Here is an 18,221-nt window from a genome sequence, read left to right on the forward strand (position 1 = left end):
AGGGGCGACTGCGGGTGCCCATACGCCATTTCCGCGCTGCCGTGAAATCAGAGCTCCCAATGCACAGGTGTAGCCGGAGAGGCGTCCCGTGCCGGATCACACGGGACGCTTTGGTCACGCTTAGCGGCGGGCGCGCAGTTCCAGTTCGCCGATGCGGCGGCTCAGGTAGGCCGTGTCGTCGGACGAGGGGCTGGTGCGGCTGTAGGCGGCGTCCAGGCGAGCGAGATCGCCGGCCTCGACGCGGATGTCGGCGGCCTCGGTGCGGCTGACGACGCCCGAACGCTCGGCGGCGGTCAGGGCGGTTTCCAGGTTCGCCAGACGGGTGCGGGCGGGCAGGTTGGCGGACGGCGTCTGTCCGGCTGGGCCGTCGCCGACCCGCAGGTCCAGGGCGTCCAGACGGGCGTCCAGATCGGCGCGCTCGCTGGCGCTGATCGATCCATCGGCGCTGTAGCGGCTCTCCAGCTGGATCAGGGCCTGATAGTCGGACTTCAGGCGCGTCGCCTCTGTGCGGGTGATGCGGCGCGCGGTCACGGCGGCGTTGACGCGGGTCTCGAAGTCCGCACGGCCTTGGGCGACGGTGTCTATGTCGGCATAGCCCGAGGCGCCGGCTTCCAGCGTCTGGGTCAGGGCGGTGTAGCGGGCGTTCAGATCGGCGCGTTCCTGGGCCGAGATGCCGCCGACGGCGTATTGGTTCTCCAAATCGACCAGCGCCGAATAGTCGGCGCGCAGCCGGGTCGCGGCCGAGGCGGAGACGCTTCCGGCGCGCACGCTGGCGTCCACGCGGGTCGAGAACTGGCTCTGGCCGTCACGCAGCGGACGGCCGCCGCGCAGCCAGGCCTGATCCATCGCCGACAGGCCCAGACGATCGCCGAACAGGGCGCCCACGACTGCGCCCAGCCGATCCTGGGTCGTCGAAGGATATTGCGTCTGGGCGACTGCCGCGCCGCCCGCGAGGGTCAGGGCGGTGGTGGCGATCAGGGCGAGGCGGACGTTGCGCATGGGGAGGCTTCTTGTCGGTTGATGTCAGCCGACAAAACGATGGTCGTCCGGCTTGGTTGCCTGCCTGCGTCTCAGTCGCGGATGAAGTGCGGCACGAAGCGCGAGGTGTTCCTCGTGATGCGCCCCGTGTCCTCGCGCAGGCTGATGCCCGCCGGTTCGGTTCCCACGACCCAAGACCCGACGATCACATGGTTGCCGTCGAACAGGGGCGGATCGCACAGCGCCTGGCGGATGTGACGTCCTTCGCCATAGCCGCCGTCCACCACCTCTGCGGCGCTGACGCCCTGGTCGATCAGTTCGACATTGTCGCCCTCGCGCGAGAACAACGGCTTGCGCACATAGGACGAGCCCAGCGCCGCCTCGGCCGGATCACCCTCGAAATAGCTTTCCAGCAGGTTGGGGTGGCCCGCATGCCGCTCCCACAACAGAGGCAGGATGGCCTTGTTGGACAGGATGCTCTTCCACGCCGGCTCCAGCACGGTCACGTCCGCCGTCGGCAGGGGCGCGGCGTAGTCGTCGCGCAGCATCTGCTCCCAGGGATAGAGCTTGAACATCGCCTGGATGATCCAGTTCTCGTGGTCGACGAACCGGCCGTCGGCGTTCAGCCCGATCTGGTCGATAGCGACGAACTGGGGTTCCAGCCCGGCCTGCTGGGCCAGGTCTTCTAGGAAGCGTACCGTCTGGCGGTCCTCGACGAAATCGGCGTCCGAGGCGAAATGCACGAAGCCGCCGTTCGGGAAGATGGCGCGGAAGCGATCGACCAGCTTCTCATGCAGGCTGTTGAACTGATCCGCATCGGCGGGCAGGGCGCCGGCCTTGATCTGGTCCTCCAGCCACAGCCATTGAAACACCGCCGTCTCATAGATGCTGGTCGGGGTGTCGGCGTTGTATTCATACAGCTTGGCCGGACCCGTCCCGTCCCCCGAGCCGGCATAGGCGAAGTCGAACCGGCCATAGAGGGACGGGTCGCCCCGCTTCCAGCTGTCGGCCACATAGTCCCGCATGGTCTCGGGAATATCGAGCTGTTCCATCAGCCGCTCGGACTGAACCGCCTCGTTGACCAGCTCCAGGCACAGGCCGTGCAGTTCCTCGGTCGGCGCCTCGATCCCGTCCTCGATCTCGGCCAGCGAAAAGGCATAGGCCGCCGTCTCGTCCCAATAGGGTTTGCCGTCGGTGTGGCGCCAGGTGAAGCCGAGTTCCTCGGCCTTGGCGTCCCAGTCGGTGCGGGGATCGAAGCGCAGACGCTCCATGGATCAGGCCGGGTCTTTGTCGGGCGTGGATTGGCCGATGCGCGGCGTGACCACCGTCACCTGAGGCTGGCTCAGGCGCGCCAGGACGTCGTCGGCCGAGGAATGGCCGGGCAGAATGCCGGCCTCGCGCAGCTTGGCGTCCAGGTCCGCGCCGGTGCGACGATCCTCCAGCGCCTGGCTGGCGTTCAGCTTCTCTTCCTGGATCGCCTGGCGCTGTTTGATGCGTTGCAGACTGTCCGCCGCCGAGCCGATGCGCGACTGGGCGCCGGCCGAGTTCAGGGCGACCGACGTCTGGGCCTTCTGGACGGAATCGTTGACCTTGACGATGTCGATCTCGCGACGAAGCGTCTCGATCTTCTGGTCTGTCGAGGCGATGGCCGTGCGCAGGCGCGTCTCGGCCGTCTTCATGTCCTCGATCAGCGGGCCGCGGCTGGTGATCTCGGCCTCCAGCTCGGCGATGCGGCCGGCGACTTCGCGCGCCAGATCAGTCTTGCCCTGACCCAGGGCTGTGCGGGCCGAGCTTTCGTATTTGGCGACCTGGTCGCGGAAGCTGGCCATCTCGTTTTCGGCCATGCGGCGGCGCGCCACCAGGCCGGCCAGGTCATCGCGGGCCTTGCCCTGGGCGTTGTCGGCGTCGCGGATTTCCTGGTCGAGGATCTTCAGCGCATTGGCGTCGACGACGCCCTGGGCCGCATCGTGGGCCGAGCCGCGGAACAGGGCGGACAGTTTTCTGAGCATGGACATGGTCGGTCTTCCGGGATCAGGCGGCGTCGGCGCCGAAGGTTTCACGCAGTTCGGTGGCGTCGATCGCATTCTCGGCCAGGGTGCGCAGTTCGATGAGGATGGTCTGAAGCGTCGTCTTGCAAGAGAGTTCGCCCATCAGCTCATACACGTCTTCGCCACCGACATTGGTGATGGCGAAGTTGGACAGGGGCACCACACGCTGGGCCTTCAGCAGAAACTCGTTGAAGGCGTGGCGATCCCTCTGCTCGGCGACGGGCCACAGCAGCACCGAACAGACGATCTGGGCGCCGCCGACGCTCAGATAGACCGGCAGGTCGCCGTATTCGTGCATGGTCGCCAGCAGCACCGGCTCGGCGCCCTCGACCACGCGCAGGGTCATTTCGCCGTCACGCAGCAGGGTTGAGCCGTCCAGCGCCGCCTTGATGGCGGGTACGGTCCAGGGGGTCTCGATCACGGCGTCCATTTGATGGTCGTCTCCAGGGGTGATGGAATCGGAAGTGGAGCGGCGCGGGCGCCCCGCAAGCTGCGGCCCGCGTGTTGAGTCGGTGACGATGGCCCGAACGGCCGCCTTGACGTCGTCGCGCGCGGCGGCCGGCACCCAAAGCTCCAGCTTGACCAGGCCCGCCTCGCGACGCGCCTGTCGCCACGCACGAATGCGATCGTTGGCGGCGGAAGAGGGCGATGTGTCGGTCGGCATATCGTTACATGAAACGCGTAACATGAACGCTTGACTTGACGCAAGATCGGACGGAATGTCGCGCCATGAACCGCCTCATTCGGTCGCATCGCTTCTGTTCGCTCGCCGTCGGCGCGCATCGGGCCTAGATAGTCGCCCATGTTCAAGAAGCTTTTTGGATCGTCGGAGAAGGCTGCGCCTGCCAATCGGTTGGCGACGGTGCGCAACATCACCGTGGGCCGCACCGTGTCGCTGGATCCGCTGGCTTGGCGCCGGCTGGGCGACGAGACCCATTTCAGCCTGGATCGCGACGTGCTGGACATATCGGCGCAGGGGCTGGTCAGCCTGGACAGCGGTCAGTTCGTGCATCGCTTCTACACCGACGACCACGTCATGCTTCAGGCCATGAGCGACGACGAGGCCGGGCTGGAATCCTACGACTTCAGCCTGTTCGTGCCCTGGACCTCGGCCTATCCGCCGGGCGAGCGCGAACGCCGCATCTGGCGCGACCGCCTGTCGGCGCCGGTCTTTCACGGCGGGGCCGAAGATTTGCCCGACTATCCCCGCTTCTGGTTCGCCGAGAGCGACGCGATCCAGCCGCCGGTCACCCTTTGGGAGACGATCTGGGACGACCGCGCCGCGACGGCGCCCTATGCCAAGATCTTCCAGACCTGCATGCTGTATGCGCGCGAACTGGGCGGCGGGCGCGAGCTGATGCTGGCGCTTGAGCAGCAGCCCGAGGGCGGCGACACCACGCACGAAATCATGATCGGCATTCCGCTGGAAATGGCCGAGTTCCGCGCCTGAGCGCGCAATCCTAGGGGGCAAGACCGATGTTCGACTGGTTCATTTTTCAGCAGGGGGCGATCGCCTTCCTGATCGCCTTCGCCATGGCGGGCGCCTTCACCTTGGCCTTCAAACTGATCTACCAGTGGGTCACGCCGTATCACGAACATACGCTGATCCGGGAAGGCAACACCGCCGCCGCCATCGCCTTGGGCGGCGCCCTGATCGGTTATGTCCTGCCTCTGGCCTCGGCCCTGTCGCACACCGTCAGCCTGATGGAGTTCGCAGCCTGGGCTCTGCTGGCCGGCGTGATCCAGATCGTCGTCTTCGTCGCCATCAGCCGAATGGCCTTCCGCAACCTGGTCGTCCGCATCGAGGCGGGCGAGATCGCTGCGGCCGTCTATCTGGCCTCCATCTCCATCTGCGTCGGCCTGCTCAACGCCGCCTGCATGACGTCGTGAACCCATGACCGACCCCAAAGACCTGCCCCAAAACCTGGCCAAGACCGACACCATGCGCCGGCTGAAGCGCTCGCGCGTCCTGCACGTCAGCAGCCTGATGGCGACCGCCAGCTTCTCGCTGGCCGCCTGCGGCTCGCCCCAGCGCGTGCCTGCGCCCGAGCCCGAACCGACCCTGGCCTATCAGTCGTTGGACGAGTGCAAGGCCGCCAACGACATTCCCGACAACGAATGCGACGCCGCCCTGACCGAGGCTCAGCAGGAGGCCGCCAAGACCGCGCCGCGCTACGCCACGCGCGAGGAGTGCGAGGGTCAGTGGGGACCGTCGCAATGCCAGCCGAACAACAACGGCGGCTCCTTCTTCACCCCGCTGCTGACCGGCTTCATCGTCGGCCAGATGCTGAACGGCGGCGGCTATCGCGGCGGCGGACCGCTGTACCGCGACCGCGAGGGGCGGCTGTCCAACGGCTATGGCGGCGGCTACGCCTACCGCGACTATCGCACCGGCAAGACCCTGACCAATGCGCGCGAGCATGGCGACGTCGCCCGTCAGGCCCCGACGCGGGTGCAGAGCCGCACCACCGTCGTCTCGCGCGGCGGCTTCGGCGGCGGCGGCCGGGGCTACGGCGGCTGATACAGTTCTGGCGCCCGGCGCCGGTCTTCCCCTAATAGGGATCGCTCTCACGCTTCACGACAGACCGGACCGCCCCGCCTCATGACCGCATCGCCGCCCCCGAACCTAGAGCCTGATCGGCTGAGGGGGGATCGCTTCGCGATCCCGCTGATGCCGTGAATCAGGCTCCAGAGGATGCTGGAGCGAAATCTGAGCCGCGTCGGACTGCGTCCAACGCAACCGATTTCGCTCTAGGCCTGGACGTCGAAAGCTGGGGCGACCCCGAGGATCCCATCGTCCTGCTGATCGGCGCGCCCGAGCATCTGTCCGGCGACTGGCGCCGGTCGGTGCGCGCGCTGGTCGAGGCCGGCCGCCACGTCATGCTCGCAGCCGATTTTGATAAAGCGGACGACAGCTCCGCCGCCCTGCGTCGACTGCTGACCGAGCTTCCCTCTCGCCCGGCCATCGTCTGTTCCGACACGACGCTGGCGGCCGTCGTCCCTGCGCTCGCCGTCACCGGCCCGGCCCTGGCCAGCTGTCTGGTGGTCGTCGCCGAAGGGCAGGGGGCTGTCTCGCTCGAGCTTGAGACACAGTTGGCCGGCGTTCCGATCCAGACGATCGCGCGCGCCGAGGCGCCGGACGCGGTCGAGGCCGAGAACGCCGCCCTCCTGGGCTTCCTCGAACGCCACGCCCCGCGCGACGCCCTGCATTACCAGGCCGGTTCCGACCCGCGCACCCTGCGCGACGCCCTGGGCTGTTTCGCCACCGGCGTGACGGTGGTCACGACCCTGGACGAGGCCGGACAGCCTGTCGGCCTGACCGCCAACTCCTTCTCCTCGGTGTCGCTGGACCCGCCGCTGATCCTGTTCTGCCTGGCCCGCTCGTCCACCAATGTCGACCGTTTCCGCCAGGCCGAACATTTCGCCATCAACGTCCTGCATATCGGCCAGCAGCCGACCTCCGGCGTCTTCGCCCGATCTCAGGCCGACCGGTTCCAGGACGTGGCGTGGGAGACATGGGAAACCGGCGCGCCCATCCTTTCGGGCGCCCTGGCCAGTTTCGAATGCGGAACCGAACAGATCGTCGAGGCCGGCGATCACCTGGTCATCATCGGCCGGGTCCGGCGCGCCCGGTTCGAGCCGCGCCGCGATCCGTTGCTCTATTTCCGAGGCAAGTATCGGCGGCTGCACTTTTCCTGACCGTCCGGGATCGCTATCTCTCGCCCGAATATAGAGGAAGCCGTCCCATGTCCGCGACCACGTCCGCCGATCCCGTCGTCATCGTCTCCTACGCCCGCACCCCGATGGGCGGTTTCCAGGGCGCGCTGTCCGACGCCAAGTCCACCGACCTGGGCGCCGTCGCGGTCAAGGCGGCGCTGGACCGCGCGGGCCTGGATCCGCAGAAGGTCGAGCAGATCATCATGGGCTGCGTCCTGCCTGCGGGCCTCGGCCAGGCGCCGGCGCGTCAGGCGGGCATGGGCGCAGGCCTGCCCGTCTCGACCGAGGCGACCACCATCAACAAGATGTGCGGCTCGGGCATGCAGGCGGCGATGATGGCGCACGATGCGCTGGCCGCTGGTTCGGCCGATGTGATCGTGGCGGGCGGCATGGAGTCCATGACCAACGCCCCGTATCTGATGCAAAAGCACCGGGGCGGCGCGCGCATCGGCCACGACGTCATTTCCGACAGCATGTATCTGGACGGGCTGGAGGACGCCTACACCCCCGGCAAGCTGATGGGGCAGTTCGCCGAGGACACGGCCAAGGCCTATCAGTTCACCCGCGAGCAGCAGGACGCCTACGCCATTGAGAGCGCCGGCCGGGCCAAGCGCGCCCAGGAGACAGGCGCCTTCGACGCCGAAATCGCCTCGGTCGAGGTCAAGACGCGCAAAGGTCCCGTCACCGTCGACCGCGACGAACAGCCGACCCGGTCCGACCCGTCCAAGATCCCCAATCTGAAGCCCGCGTTCGGTAAGGACGGCACCATCACCGCCGCCTCGGCCGCCTCGATCTCGGACGGCGCCGCCGCCCTGGTCATGATGCGCCAGTCGACGGCCCAAGCCCTGGGCCTGACGCCGGTCGCCCGCGTCGTCAGCCAGGCCGCCCACGCCCATGAGCCGCACCTGTTCACCACCGCCCCCGTCTTCGCCCTGCAAAAGGCGCTGAAGAAGGCGGGCTGGAGCGCCGACGACGTCGATCTTTGGGAGGTCAACGAGGCCTTCGCCATCGTGCCGATGATCGCCATGCAGGAACTCGGCATTCCCCACGACAAGATCAACGTCAACGGCGGCGCCTGCGCCCTGGGCCACCCGCTTGGGGCTTCAGGAGTACGCGTCCTGACCACCCTCCTGTCCGCCCTGAAAGCCCACCGCAAAACCCGCGGCATGGCCGCCCTTTGCATCGGCGGCGGCGAAGCCACCGCGATGGGCGTGGAGTTGGTTTAGGGGGGGCTCAGGCGTTGGCGGCTGGTCAGCCCTGTCCTGCGTTTGGCGAGCAGGTGGGATCGGGCGCCAGCGTTTCTTCCGCCTTGAAGCCTCCCAAGCCATCGTTGGTCAGCCGCAGGGTGCTCTGCGCGTTATAGGAACTGCCGTTCAGAGCTTTGTCCGTAAAGCAGACGATGAAGCCTTCGGGCGTCCATCGAATAGTTCGCAAACCGACGATCCAGTCGCCGGGGCGTTCCAAGGCGACGACGTCGTCGCGGATCACAACGCGGGCGAAACCCCAATCGTGGGGACGCTTCAAGCCTTCGGCTCTGGAAGGGCCAGTCGAGTTGCGGAAAGAGGTCAGGTCCAGGCCGCTCAAAAGCTGCAGCGGCGTTAGGTCAGAAGGCGGTGAAGGAATAAGCGGCGCCCAACAGTCAAGCAGGGCGGCGACGGTGGCGTGGCCCCACTGGGCGAAAGCTCCGCCCTTGGCCGTGAGCTCGACGCTCGCGCCATCGCCCTGAAGCCCGGTGAACGTCACCTCCGTTGAAAAGCCGTCCTTCATCGTCGGTCCCATCGGAATGGGGTCTGACGCGACGGTCAGGGCGCGCGCCCGCAATGCTTGGCCGGATATGTTGCCGAACGCCAAGGCAGCGTGGCGAAGGGCCGGGCATTGATCCGAGGTGATGCTATCGGTCCGGCCTTCGGATGTCCTCACAGCCCGCCAGGTCCGCATCTCTATCTCCCGCCGGGTTCGCCCGATGTGCGGTGTATCGGGTTCAATCACGATCTCATTCGGCAGTGTGTCATAGGGATCTCCTGTCACCCTAATCGTGGCTAGTGCGCCAGAAGTCTGCGCTTGTAAGGATCCCACGGCGGCGATGGCCGCCAAGGCGACGGCGAACGATGTGGAAAGCTTGATGATCATGGGGTGAGCGTGATCCGCATCGCGTCAATCTGCAATAGTGCAGACCATGCTCAAGCCGCGAACGCCGCCCGGATCGGCTGCACGGTCTGATCCGGGCGCTTCACCGGCAGGTCGAAGCTGACGACCGTGCCGACGCCCGGTTGGCTTTCCATGCTCAGCTGGCCGCCGTGCATCTCGATCAGGGACTTGGTCAAGGCCAGACCCAGGCCGGTGCCTTGAGTGGTCTTGGAATGCTGGCCCTCGACCTGTTCGAACGGGCGGGCGAGGCGGACCAGGTCCTCGGGCGCGATGCCGATGCCGGTGTCGGCGCAGGCGACGCGAACGCGGTCCTCGCCCTGCGCGCCAATGAAGGGTTTCAGCGACACGACGATGGAGCCGCCCTCAGGCGTGAACTTCACGGCGTTGGAGATCAGGTTCAGCATCACCTGTTTGACGCCGCGTTGATCGGCCTCGATGTCGGGCAGGTCGCCGGCCTCGACCGCGATCTTCAAGCCTGCCTCCTGCACCTTGCCGCGCATCAGCCGCACCGCGTCCTCGCACACCTCGCGCAAGGACACCGGCTCATAGTGCAGGGTCATCTTGCCGGCCTCGATCTTGGCCATGTCCAAGACGTCATTGATCAGGCTGAGCAGGTGCTGGCCCGACTTCAGGATGTCGCCGGCGTATCCCTTGTATTTCTCGTTCAGCGGCCCGAACAGCTCGCTGGCCATGATCTCCGAGAAGCCGTTGATGGCGTTCAGCGGCGTGCGCAGCTCGTGGCTCATATTGGCCAGGAACTCGGACTTGGCCTGGTTGGCGGCCTCGGCCCGGGTCATGGCGACCTCGTATTTGCGCGCCAGCAGCGACAGCTTTTCCTGGCTGGATTCCAGCTGGTCGACAGTGGCCCGCAGATCGTCGGCGGCGCGGCGGCGCTCGGCCTCCTGGCGTTTGATGGCGGTGATGTCGGCGGCGGTCACGACCGAGCCGCCTTCGGAGGTGAACCGCTCGGACAGTTGCAGCCAGCGCCCGTCGTTCAGCTCGACCTCGCGCAGGCCCGCACGACCGCTGGCCGGACGACGCTCAGCCTTGATGGCCAGGCCGGCGATCCGGTTCAGCTCGTCCTTCATGGCGCCACGCCGCACCACGCCGTGATCGAAGCCGAAGGCGTCCTCGAACGCCTGGTTCCACAGGATCAGCCGCCCCTGACGATCGAACAGGACGAAGGCTTCGGAGATGCTCTCCACCCCGTCGCGCAGCCGGCTTTCGGCGGCCTGGGCGGCGGCCTTGGCGCGGCGGGCCTCGGTGATGTCTAGCGCAACGCCCAGGATGGCGGAAAAGCCCATATCGCCGCGCTCGCCGCGCGCCTGGCCCCGCGCGTCGATCCACCGCGCCCGCCCGTCCGGGCCCGCCACCGGGAAGGTGATCTCAAAGGCGCCATAGGCCGCCGCCTGGCGCAGGGCGTGGCGGAAATCTTCCTGAAAGCGGGGATGGACGCGGCCGATCACATCTTCGGCGTCGGTCACACCGCCGCGCGAAAAGCCCAGCAGCGCGGCCATATAGTCCGACAGCGACACCTCGCCCTTGGCCAGATCCCACTCCCATACCCCGCACCGCGCGGCTTCCACGGCGATGCGGAACCGCTTTTCGGTCGCCACCCGTTCGCGGTGCTGGCGCGTCTGGCGCAGGCCATAGAGGACGAACAGGACCACGACCCCGACCCCCAGCAGCAGCGGCGCGAGCACCACCCAGGCGTCGTCGAAGAAGGAGGCGGTCGTCCCTTCCGAGATCGCGACCCCATAGGGACCGCCCGCCCGGGCCTGAGCGGCGGCAGCAAGGCCGGCCTGGTCGCCCAGTTTCACGGCGCGCGGTTCGGCCTGACCGACCAAGGCCGAGGCATCGACGCCGATCAGGGTGCGGATGGGTTGGCCAATCTCGGCGGCGCGCGCCGAGGCCAGCACCACGCCGCCCGCCGACACGATACGCGTCTCGCCGCCTTTCGGCAGGACCGGCGCGATCCGCGCCTCCAGCCTCAGGCCGTCGGCATTGGCCTGGCCGACCACGACCGATCCTTCGCCCTTGGCGGCCTGCACCGTCTCGCCGGGACCGACCAGGGTGAAGGCGACCTTGGGCGCAGCGGCCTGCGCGGTTTCCACGACCTCTATGGGGGCGCGTTTGGCGACAATGGCGGTGCGGCCTGCGGCCAGGCCCGCATCGGCCGACTGGATCAGCGCCGCGGTCTGGCTGGCGACCAATTCGGCGCTCAGCTTCAGATTTTCGGCTTCCAGGCGGCTGATTTCGCGGGTCGGCTGGCTGAACTCGCGCGACGCCATCAGGGCATAGGCGGCCGCGATCAGCGCCAGGACCAGGACGGCGATCCGCAACCAGGCGGGCGCGCCGGCGGCGCGGTCGGAGGCGCGACGCCCCGACCGATTTTCCCGCCGCTCCTCGTCCCGCAAGCCCCGACCCTCCGAAAACGCTTCGTTGCGGGAATCTAGGCTGCGTCGCGGATTCGTGTCGAGGCTCAGCGCGCGCTTTTAACGGGTTTTTAAGCGGCGGCGACCGGCGACAGCAGGCGTTCGGGCGCGGGCTCCAGCACACGCGTCACCCCATGCAGCACATCGCGCGCCTGTCGGGCCAGGGTCAGGACGGCCGGCGGCGCATCGTCCGGCGTCTCGGCGACCAGATCCACCAGATCCTGGGCCAGGCGCATCAGCTGGGGCGCGGCGGCGATCAGCCGGGCCTGAAACTCGATATGCTGGGGATCGCGGTCGTATTCGGCGCCCGGCACGCGCCAACCGCCCCAGTCCGCCCGATCGGTAACGACGACCGGATAGGTGCCGGGGTGGGGGTGGTGCAGGCAATCCTCGGGTAGCTGCCACTTGTTGCGTGCCCGCAGCAGCCGCCAGTCGCCCAAGCCCTGATCCGAGGCCGGATCGTCGGTCGCCAGCAACAGTTCGTTGGCAGTGAACTCGCGGCCCAGACCTACGTCATAGGTGACGCGTACGGGCTCTTCGAACCCCTTGGCCCACACGGGCTGGACCTGTTCGATAAAGGCCCAGGCGCCGACGCACTCGACCCAGACCTTCTGACCCTTCTGGAACTGCGCGCGCGCCATGCCATCCTCCGATATTCGAAGAACAGCATGAACGACGATCCTTGACGCCCGGTGTCGGGGCGCGGTTACGCAGGTCTTAACGCGAGATGCTTTCCAACGTCTCGCCGGCGTATTTCTCTTTCACGCGGGTCGACAGGTCGCCCAGCGACACGACGCCGACCACGCGGCCATGCTTGTCCACGACCGGGGCGCGTCTGATCTGCTTGGCGCCCATCAGGTCCAGCACGACCTTCAGGTCGTCGGTGTCCAGCACCGTCTGCGGATCGCGGGTGATGAACTCCACCACAGAGGCGCTCGAGGCGGCGCCCGTCGCCAGGGCGCGCACCACGATGTCGCGGTCGGTGATGGTGCCGATCAGCTGATCGCCGTCCGCCACGGGCACGAAGCCGAAGCCGCCCTTGGCCATGCGGCTGGCCACGTCCTGGATGGTGTCGGCGGGGCGGGCCAGATGCACGTCCTTGGTCATCACGTCGCGGATCTTCATGGCGGGTTCCTTGGTTGAAGCGTTGCGCTGGAAAACCCGCCGCGAGCGTGGCGGTTCCGGTCAGGGCGTCCGCATAGGGGGAAGGCCCTGGGCCGCCCGCACCAGCTGAACGAACTCGGCCCGATCGCCATAGGGGTCTTCGCCCCTGGCCCCTTGCGCCTGATCGATGATCCGATCCCAGCCATAGTCGGCCGTCATCCACGGATCGCCCCGCAGTTTTTGACCGAAGCCGGCGACCGCGATCGCCCAGCGCGTGGCTTCGGGCGGCTGGGCGCTGACCGACCCGCCCGCGCGGTTGGTCAGCGGCTGCTGGATCAGGTCCGAGCGGCTCTGGCCCGGCTGTTTGTAGCGCACCTGGATAAAGCCGATCTCGCCGTTCGGATCGCCGCCGCCGACCCCGATACGGTTATCGGGATAGCGCCTTTCGGGAACCTGGGTCGGGCCGCCGACGGGGGTGATCTCGTACAGGGCCGTGACGCTGGCGCCGGATCCGGCCTCGCCCGCATCGACCTGGTCGTTGTTGAAGTCTTCCTCGTTCAACAGCCGGGTCTCATAGCCGATCAGCCGCCATTCGGCGACGCGCGCGGGATTGAACTCGACCTGGATCTTGACGTCGTCGGCGATGGGGAATGCGCCCTTGTCGAAGGCCGCTCCGAACAGCCGGCGCGCATCCCTCAGGTCCCCGACATAGGCCGCGACCCCATTGCCCGCCTGCGCGATGGTCTGCATCCGCGCGTCCTGATAGTTGCCCCGCCCGAAGCCATAGACCGACAGATAGATGCCCGTCCCGCGCTTGTCGGCGACATAGTCCTCCAGCCGCTTGTCGTCGGTCACGCCGACGTTGAAGTCGCCGTCGGTGAACATCAGAATGCGGTTGACCTTGTCACGCGCGAAGTTCGCCTGGGCCTGGTCATAGGCGTTGGTCATGCCGGTCGCCCCGGCCGTGCCGCCGGACGCCCGCAGGCTGGCGACCGCGCAGCGCATCTTCAGCTTTTCGTCGCCCTTCGTGGGCTGCAAGGTCGTGCCGGCGCCTTCCGCGTAATAGGTGACGGCCAGCGTGTCCTGCGGCCTCAGCCGGTCGATGGCCAGGTTCATCGCCTTCTTGGCCAGGTCCAGCTTGTCCGGCGAGCCCATCGAGCCGGAGACGTCGACCAGGAAGGTCAGGTTCAACGGCCGCTGCTCGCCCGCCGGCAGTTCATATCCTTGCAGGCCGATGTGCACGATCTGACGCCCGTCAGCCCAGGGCGAGGCCGCGACCGCCGTGGTGATGGCGAAGGGCCGGGTCTGGCTGGTCGGGCGGGCATAATCATAGTCGAAGGCGTTGATCAGCTCCTCGACCCGCACCGCATCCTTGGGCGGCGCACGACCCTCGTCGATGAAGCGCTTCACGTTCGAATACGACGCCGTGTCCACGTCGATGGAGAAGGTCGAGACCGGCTGATCGCTGGTCCGCTTCACCGGATTGGGCGTCGCATCAGGGTAGCGTTCGGTGTCGGCGGGCGCGGAAGGTGGCGCTGGCGCCGGCGTGATGGGCGAAACACGCGAGCCGGTGACCGCCACGCTGCCTGCCATCGCGGCTGGCGGCGGGGCGTACGAAGGCGGCGGCGGCGGCGGCGGCGGAGGAGGAGGAGGAGGAGGAGGAGGAGGAGGAGGCGCCGGCGGCGCACTCGTCGAGCTACGGCCCTGAATACGCGACGCCGTGACGACGACATCCTCCGCCTCACGACGAACTGGCAGCTCAAACCCCAGCGGTCGGCACGCCGCCGGCGTCGGTTCGCCATCCAGCGGTTTGGCCAGGGCGACGGTCGGCACGGCGACCGGCGGCGCGGCGAACGACAGGCTCAGAACGGACAGGGCCGCGATCCTGATTACGCGTGACATGGCTTCCTCCGGTTGTTTTGTTGCCGCCAGTCGCGGGTCGTCATGGGGCGAAACTGTGGCGCCAAATCCCCCTCGACGCACGATGATCTTTCAGCGTGTCTTTCGTGTCCTCTCGCAATCGCCGCTAAGGCCCTCCACAATAGAGGCCAAGCTTGGGGGATGCGATGGCTGAGGCGACGACGGGACTGGATCTGGGCGCGGCCGCCGCTCTGCTGGCCGCAGGCGTGCTCGCCGTGCCGGTGTTCAAGCGCATCGGCCTGGGATCGGTGTTGGGCTATCTGGCGGCGGGCCTCGCCATCGGTCCCTTCGGCCTAAAGCTGTTCCGCGAGCCCGAGACCATCCTGCACGTCGCCGAGTTCGGCGTGGTCATCTTCCTGTTCATCATCGGGCTGGAGATGCGGCCCAAACGGCTTTGGGGACTGCGCAAGGAAATCTTCGGCCTCGGCGCGGCCCAGGTGCTGTTCTGCGGGCTGATCCTGACCCTGACCGCCATGCTGGCCGGCTTCTCCGCGCCCGTCGCCTTCGTCGGCGCCATGGGCTTCGTCCTGTCGTCCACCGCCGTCATCATGCAGATGCTGGAAGAGCGCGGCGAAATCGCGGGCGGGCCGGGCCAGCGCGCGGTCTCCATTCTGCTGCTCGAAGACCTGGCCATCGTGCCGCTCCTGGCCATCGTCGCCGTCCTGGCCTCGGTGCTGGGCGTGGCGAACGAACAGGCGCCGCCCCTGTGGCAGACCGTCGGCTTCGCGGTCGCGGCGGTCGGCGGTGTGCTGCTGGCCGGCAAATATCTGGTCAATCCGGTCTTCCGTCTCCTGGCCCAGTACGGCGGACGCGAGGTGATGACGGCGGCGGCCCTGCTGGTCGTGGTCGGCGCCGCCTGGGCCATGTCGCTGGGCGGCCTGTCCATGGCCATGGGCGCCTTCCTGGCCGGGGTCCTGCTGTCGGAATCCACCTTCCGTCACCAGCTGGAGGCCGACGTCGAGCCGTTTCGCGCCATCTTGCTGGGCCTGTTCTTCCTCAGCGTCGGCATGTCGCTGGACGTGTCGGTGGTCGTCGCCGACTGGCGTCTGGTGCTGGGCGGGGTCGTGGCCTTCATGCTGGTCAAGGGCGTGGGCATCTATGCCGTCGCGCGCCTGTTCAAGGCCTCGCACCATGAGGCGGTCGAGCGCGCGGGCCTGTTCGCGCAAGGCGGCGAGTTCGCCTTCGTCCTGTACGGCGCCGCCGTCGCCGCCGGCCTGTTCGACGCCCGCATCGGCGCGATGATGTCGGCGGTGGTCATCTTGTCGATGGCCCTGACGCCCCTGACCTCGCTGCTGATCGCGCGTCTGTCGCCCAAGCCGGTCCAGGACGCCGAAAGCGCCGAGGCCGTGGACTTCGCCAAGGACCTGCGCGGCCAGGTGCTGATCATCGGCTTCGGCCGTTTCGCCCAGGTCGTGTCCCAACCCCTGCTGGCCCGCGACGTCGACGTGTCGATCATCGAGAACGACGTGGAGATGATCCAAGCCGCCTCCCAGTTCGGGTTCAAGGTCTACTACGGCGACGGCACCCAGCTGCACACCCTGCGCGCTTCGGGCGCGGAGGAGGCCGAGATGGTCCTGGTCTGCGTCGACAAGCCCGAGGCCGCCGACCGCATCGTCGAACTGGTCAAGTCGGAGTTCCCGACCACCCGGATCATGGCCCGCGCCTTCGACCGAGGGCATTCGATGCGCCTGATCCAGGCCGGGGTGGACTACCAGATCCGCGAGACCTTCGAGTCGGCGCTCAAGTTCGGCGAGCGCGCCCTGGTTGAACTGGGGCTGGACGAGCATGAGGCGGCCGAGACCATCGGCGACGTGCGCCGTCGCGACGAGGCCCGCCTTGACCTGCAGCTGACCGGCGGGCTCAAGGCCGGCCGTCAGCTGATGCGCGGCAATATGCCGACGCCCCAGCCCGCACCCTACATCAAGCCCCGTCGCGAAGGCCGTCTGCTGAACGAGGACGAGGCGGGTCCGGCCGCGCCGGACACCCGGCGCGAGCCCGCAGACACCTGATCGCTACTGGCTCACGCCCTTCTCCAGACGCGCGCCGGCCAGTTGCGCCTTGGCCTGAAGGTAGGGCGTCGCGGACACCAGTTGCGAGATGGCGTTGAAGCGCTCGGTCGTCAGGCCGGACGCCTCGACCGCCGCCGTCAATTTGGCGCTCTGCTCGGGCGTCGCCTGGTTGTTCTGCACCTCGGCTGTGACGGCGCGGATCTGAGTCATGGCGGTGACGAAGCGGTTCAGTTCGTCATCGGTCACGGCGGCGGCCGGGGTGCCGGGCGCCGGCGGCGTGGCGTTCACCACCCGGATGCGCGCCGCCAGGGCCGGATCGGCGGCGACGGCGTTGGACAGGGTGTTGAAGCGCGTCACCTCCAGCCCCGAATCCTGCACTGCGGCGGCCATCTGCGCCTGCTGTTCCGGCGTCGGCTGGGCGCCGTTCAGCGTGTCGCTGACGGCTCTCACCTTGGCCATGGCGTCGTCGAACTTCTTCAGCTCGTCATCGGTGAATGTGGTCGAGCCGGCCATCGGCGCGGCCGTCGGCGTCTGCGCCGCCGTTGATGCGTTTTGGGCGTGAGCGGTCGCGGCGGTCGCAAGAAGGGCGACGGAAGCAAGAAGGGCGATGCGGGGCGTGCGCATGGGAATGTCCTTTCGGTCTGGCGTCCACTGGAAGGGCCGTCCGACGACGGCGACGACGCAATCACATCATCGCTCCCCAGAGCGTGGAGCCTGAAACAGACGAAGGGGGAGCCTTCATAACCTAGGCGCCGATGCGCCTCACACCACCCCTTGGACGCTGGAGGCGCGATCAAGGATGCGTTAGACGGGCGTGATCCTTGTTGAGGTTTGTCCATGAAACGTCTCGCCATCGCCGCCCTGGCCCTCGTCGCGGTCGCCGCGCCGGCTGTCACCGTCACCGCCTGGGGCAACACCGGCCACCGCCTGATCGGCGTGGCGGCGATGCGGGCCCTGCCGGACGAACTGCCGGCCTTCCTGCGCACCCCGGCCGCCATCGCCGATGTGGGGGAACTGGCGCGCGAGCCCGACCGCTGGAAGGGCGCCGGCCAGCCGCACGATCGCGAGCGCGACACCGCCCACTTCGTCGACCTGGACGATCAGGGGCGCGTCTACGACCAGCGCGGCATGAGCCTCAACGATCTGCCGCGCCTGAAGTCCGAATATGACGCCGCCCTGACCAAGGCCGGTCTGGACGTCAACGACGCCGGCTATCTGCCCTACGCCATGATGGACGCCTGGCAGCAGCTGGGCCGCGACTTCGCCTATTGGCGCGTGCTGAACGCCGCCGAGCAGCGCGAGACCAATATGGAGCGTCAGGCCTGGTATCGCGCCGACCGCATCCGCCGCGAGGCCTTGATCCTGCGCGACATCGGCGTCATGGGCCACTACGTCGGCGACGGTTCGCAACCGCATCACACCAGCATTCACTACAACGGCTGGGGCGACTTCCCGAACCCGGAAGGCTTCACCAACTCGCGCCAGACCCACGCCGTGTTCGAGGGCGAGTTCACCAACCGCGTCGCCCGACTGGATGCTGTGGAGGCCGCCATGCCCGCCGCCAAACTGGACGGTTTCGACGTCAAGGCGCGCACCGTCTCCTACCTGACCACGACGCTCGGCACGGTGATCCCCTTCTATCGGCTGGAGAAGGCCGGCGGTTTCCGCGACGCCGATCCGCGCGGCGCGGCCTTCGTCAACGAACGTCTGGCGGCGGGCGCGGGCGAACTGCGCGACTTCATCGTCTCCGCCTGGACCGCATCCGGCAGCGCCTCCATCGGCTGGCCCGCCGTCAAGGTCGCCGAGGTCGAGGCCGGAACCGCCGACCCCTGGATCGCCATGGTGGGCGAGGACTGATTTCG

At 67.8% G+C, this 18,221-nt stretch carries 17 protein-coding genes; 7 read left to right on the plus strand and 10 right to left on the minus strand.

Annotated features, from left to right (window positions below; genetic code table 11):
* Nucleotides 1–120: 120 nt before the first annotated feature.
* The 4 genes from E4341_RS04555 to E4341_RS04570 all read right to left on the minus strand — a co-directional run bounded on the left by E4341_RS04555 (nt 121) and on the right by E4341_RS04570 (nt 3,690).
* Nucleotides 121–999, minus strand: coding sequence for a hypothetical protein (locus tag E4341_RS04555; RefSeq protein WP_165115509.1), 879 nt, complete (start codon nt 997–999; stop codon nt 121–123).
* 71 nt (nt 1,000–1,070) lie between these two features.
* Nucleotides 1,071–2,249: a glutathionylspermidine synthase family protein gene (locus E4341_RS04560; RefSeq protein WP_091748625.1), complete on the minus strand. Its 1,179-nt coding sequence runs from the start codon at nt 2,247–2,249 to the stop codon at nt 1,071–1,073.
* 3 nt (nt 2,250–2,252) lie between these two features.
* Nucleotides 2,253–2,993: a PspA/IM30 family protein gene (locus E4341_RS04565; protein WP_165115511.1), complete on the minus strand. Its 741-nt coding sequence runs from the start codon at nt 2,991–2,993 to the stop codon at nt 2,253–2,255.
* Nucleotides 2,994–3,009: 16 nt separating this feature from the next.
* Complete coding sequence (locus E4341_RS04570; RefSeq protein WP_165115513.1) at nt 3,010–3,690, minus strand: YjfI family protein; 681 nt, start codon at nt 3,688–3,690, stop codon at nt 3,010–3,012.
* A gap of 138 nt (nt 3,691–3,828) precedes the next feature.
* On the opposite strand from E4341_RS04570, the gene E4341_RS04575 reads away from it, so the two are divergent.
* The 5 genes from E4341_RS04575 (at nt 3,829) to E4341_RS04595 (ending at nt 7,969) form a co-directional block, all read left to right on the plus strand.
* Nucleotides 3,829–4,476 (plus strand): DUF2491 family protein, encoded by a 648-nt coding sequence (locus E4341_RS04575; RefSeq protein WP_165115515.1) that lies wholly within the window; start codon nt 3,829–3,831, stop codon nt 4,474–4,476.
* A gap of 26 nt (nt 4,477–4,502) precedes the next feature.
* Nucleotides 4,503–4,916, plus strand: coding sequence for a DUF350 domain-containing protein (locus E4341_RS04580; RefSeq protein WP_017506364.1), 414 nt, complete (start codon nt 4,503–4,505; stop codon nt 4,914–4,916).
* Nucleotides 4,917–4,920: 4 nt separating this feature from the next.
* A complete protein-coding gene (locus E4341_RS04585; RefSeq protein ID WP_165115525.1) occupies nt 4,921–5,547 on the plus strand; it encodes a DUF1190 domain-containing protein in 627 nt (208 codons plus the stop codon).
* A 155-nt stretch (nt 5,548–5,702) separates the two neighbouring features.
* On the plus strand, nt 5,703–6,725 hold the full coding sequence (locus E4341_RS15420) for a flavin reductase family protein (protein WP_240893615.1): 1,023 nt from the start codon (nt 5,703–5,705) through the stop codon (nt 6,723–6,725).
* A gap of 47 nt (nt 6,726–6,772) precedes the next feature.
* Nucleotides 6,773–7,969 carry an acetyl-CoA C-acyltransferase gene (locus tag E4341_RS04595; RefSeq protein WP_165115527.1) on the plus strand — a complete coding sequence of 399 codons (1,197 nt, stop codon included), beginning with the start codon at nt 6,773–6,775 and terminating at the stop codon, nt 7,967–7,969.
* Nucleotides 7,970–7,994: 25 nt separating this feature from the next.
* On the opposite strand, the gene E4341_RS04600 is transcribed toward E4341_RS04595, so the two are convergent.
* From E4341_RS04600 to E4341_RS04620, 5 genes are all read right to left on the minus strand, one after another.
* The gene (locus E4341_RS04600) at nt 7,995–8,873 is read right to left on the minus strand and encodes a hypothetical protein (RefSeq protein WP_165115529.1); all 879 of its coding nucleotides are present in this window, start codon (nt 8,871–8,873) and stop codon (nt 7,995–7,997) included.
* Between the two features lie 50 nt (nt 8,874–8,923).
* A complete protein-coding gene (locus tag E4341_RS04605) occupies nt 8,924–11,308 on the minus strand; it encodes an ATP-binding protein (protein ID WP_165115531.1) in 2,385 nt (794 codons plus the stop codon).
* Nucleotides 11,309–11,397: 89 nt separating this feature from the next.
* Nucleotides 11,398–11,967: a hypothetical protein gene (locus E4341_RS04610; protein ID WP_165115533.1), complete on the minus strand. Its 570-nt coding sequence runs from the start codon at nt 11,965–11,967 to the stop codon at nt 11,398–11,400.
* Nucleotides 11,968–12,043: 76 nt separating this feature from the next.
* Nucleotides 12,044–12,451, minus strand: a complete 408-nt coding sequence (locus E4341_RS04615; protein WP_055752885.1) for a CBS domain-containing protein — start codon at nt 12,449–12,451, stop codon at nt 12,044–12,046.
* Between the two features lie 60 nt (nt 12,452–12,511).
* Nucleotides 12,512–14,332: a von Willebrand factor type A domain-containing protein gene (locus E4341_RS04620; protein WP_165115535.1), complete on the minus strand. Its 1,821-nt coding sequence runs from the start codon at nt 14,330–14,332 to the stop codon at nt 12,512–12,514.
* Nucleotides 14,333–14,496: 164 nt separating this feature from the next.
* On the opposite strand from E4341_RS04620, the gene E4341_RS04625 reads away from it, so the two are divergent.
* Nucleotides 14,497–16,359, plus strand: coding sequence for a monovalent cation:proton antiporter-2 (CPA2) family protein (locus tag E4341_RS04625; protein ID WP_165115537.1), 1,863 nt, complete (start codon nt 14,497–14,499; stop codon nt 16,357–16,359).
* A gap of 3 nt (nt 16,360–16,362) precedes the next feature.
* On the opposite strand, the gene E4341_RS04630 is transcribed toward E4341_RS04625, so the two are convergent.
* Nucleotides 16,363–16,983: a DUF4168 domain-containing protein gene (locus E4341_RS04630; protein WP_165115539.1), complete on the minus strand. Its 621-nt coding sequence runs from the start codon at nt 16,981–16,983 to the stop codon at nt 16,363–16,365.
* A 213-nt stretch (nt 16,984–17,196) separates the two neighbouring features.
* Between E4341_RS04630 and E4341_RS04635 the strand changes: the two genes are divergently transcribed.
* Complete coding sequence (locus E4341_RS04635) at nt 17,197–18,216, plus strand: S1/P1 Nuclease (RefSeq protein ID WP_165115541.1); 1,020 nt, start codon at nt 17,197–17,199, stop codon at nt 18,214–18,216.
* Nucleotides 18,217–18,221 lie beyond the last annotated feature (5 nt).

The sequence above is a fragment of the Brevundimonas sp. 'scallop' genome, from assembly GCF_011045535.1.
GTDB lineage: Bacteria > Pseudomonadota > Alphaproteobacteria > Caulobacterales > Caulobacteraceae > Brevundimonas > Brevundimonas vesicularis.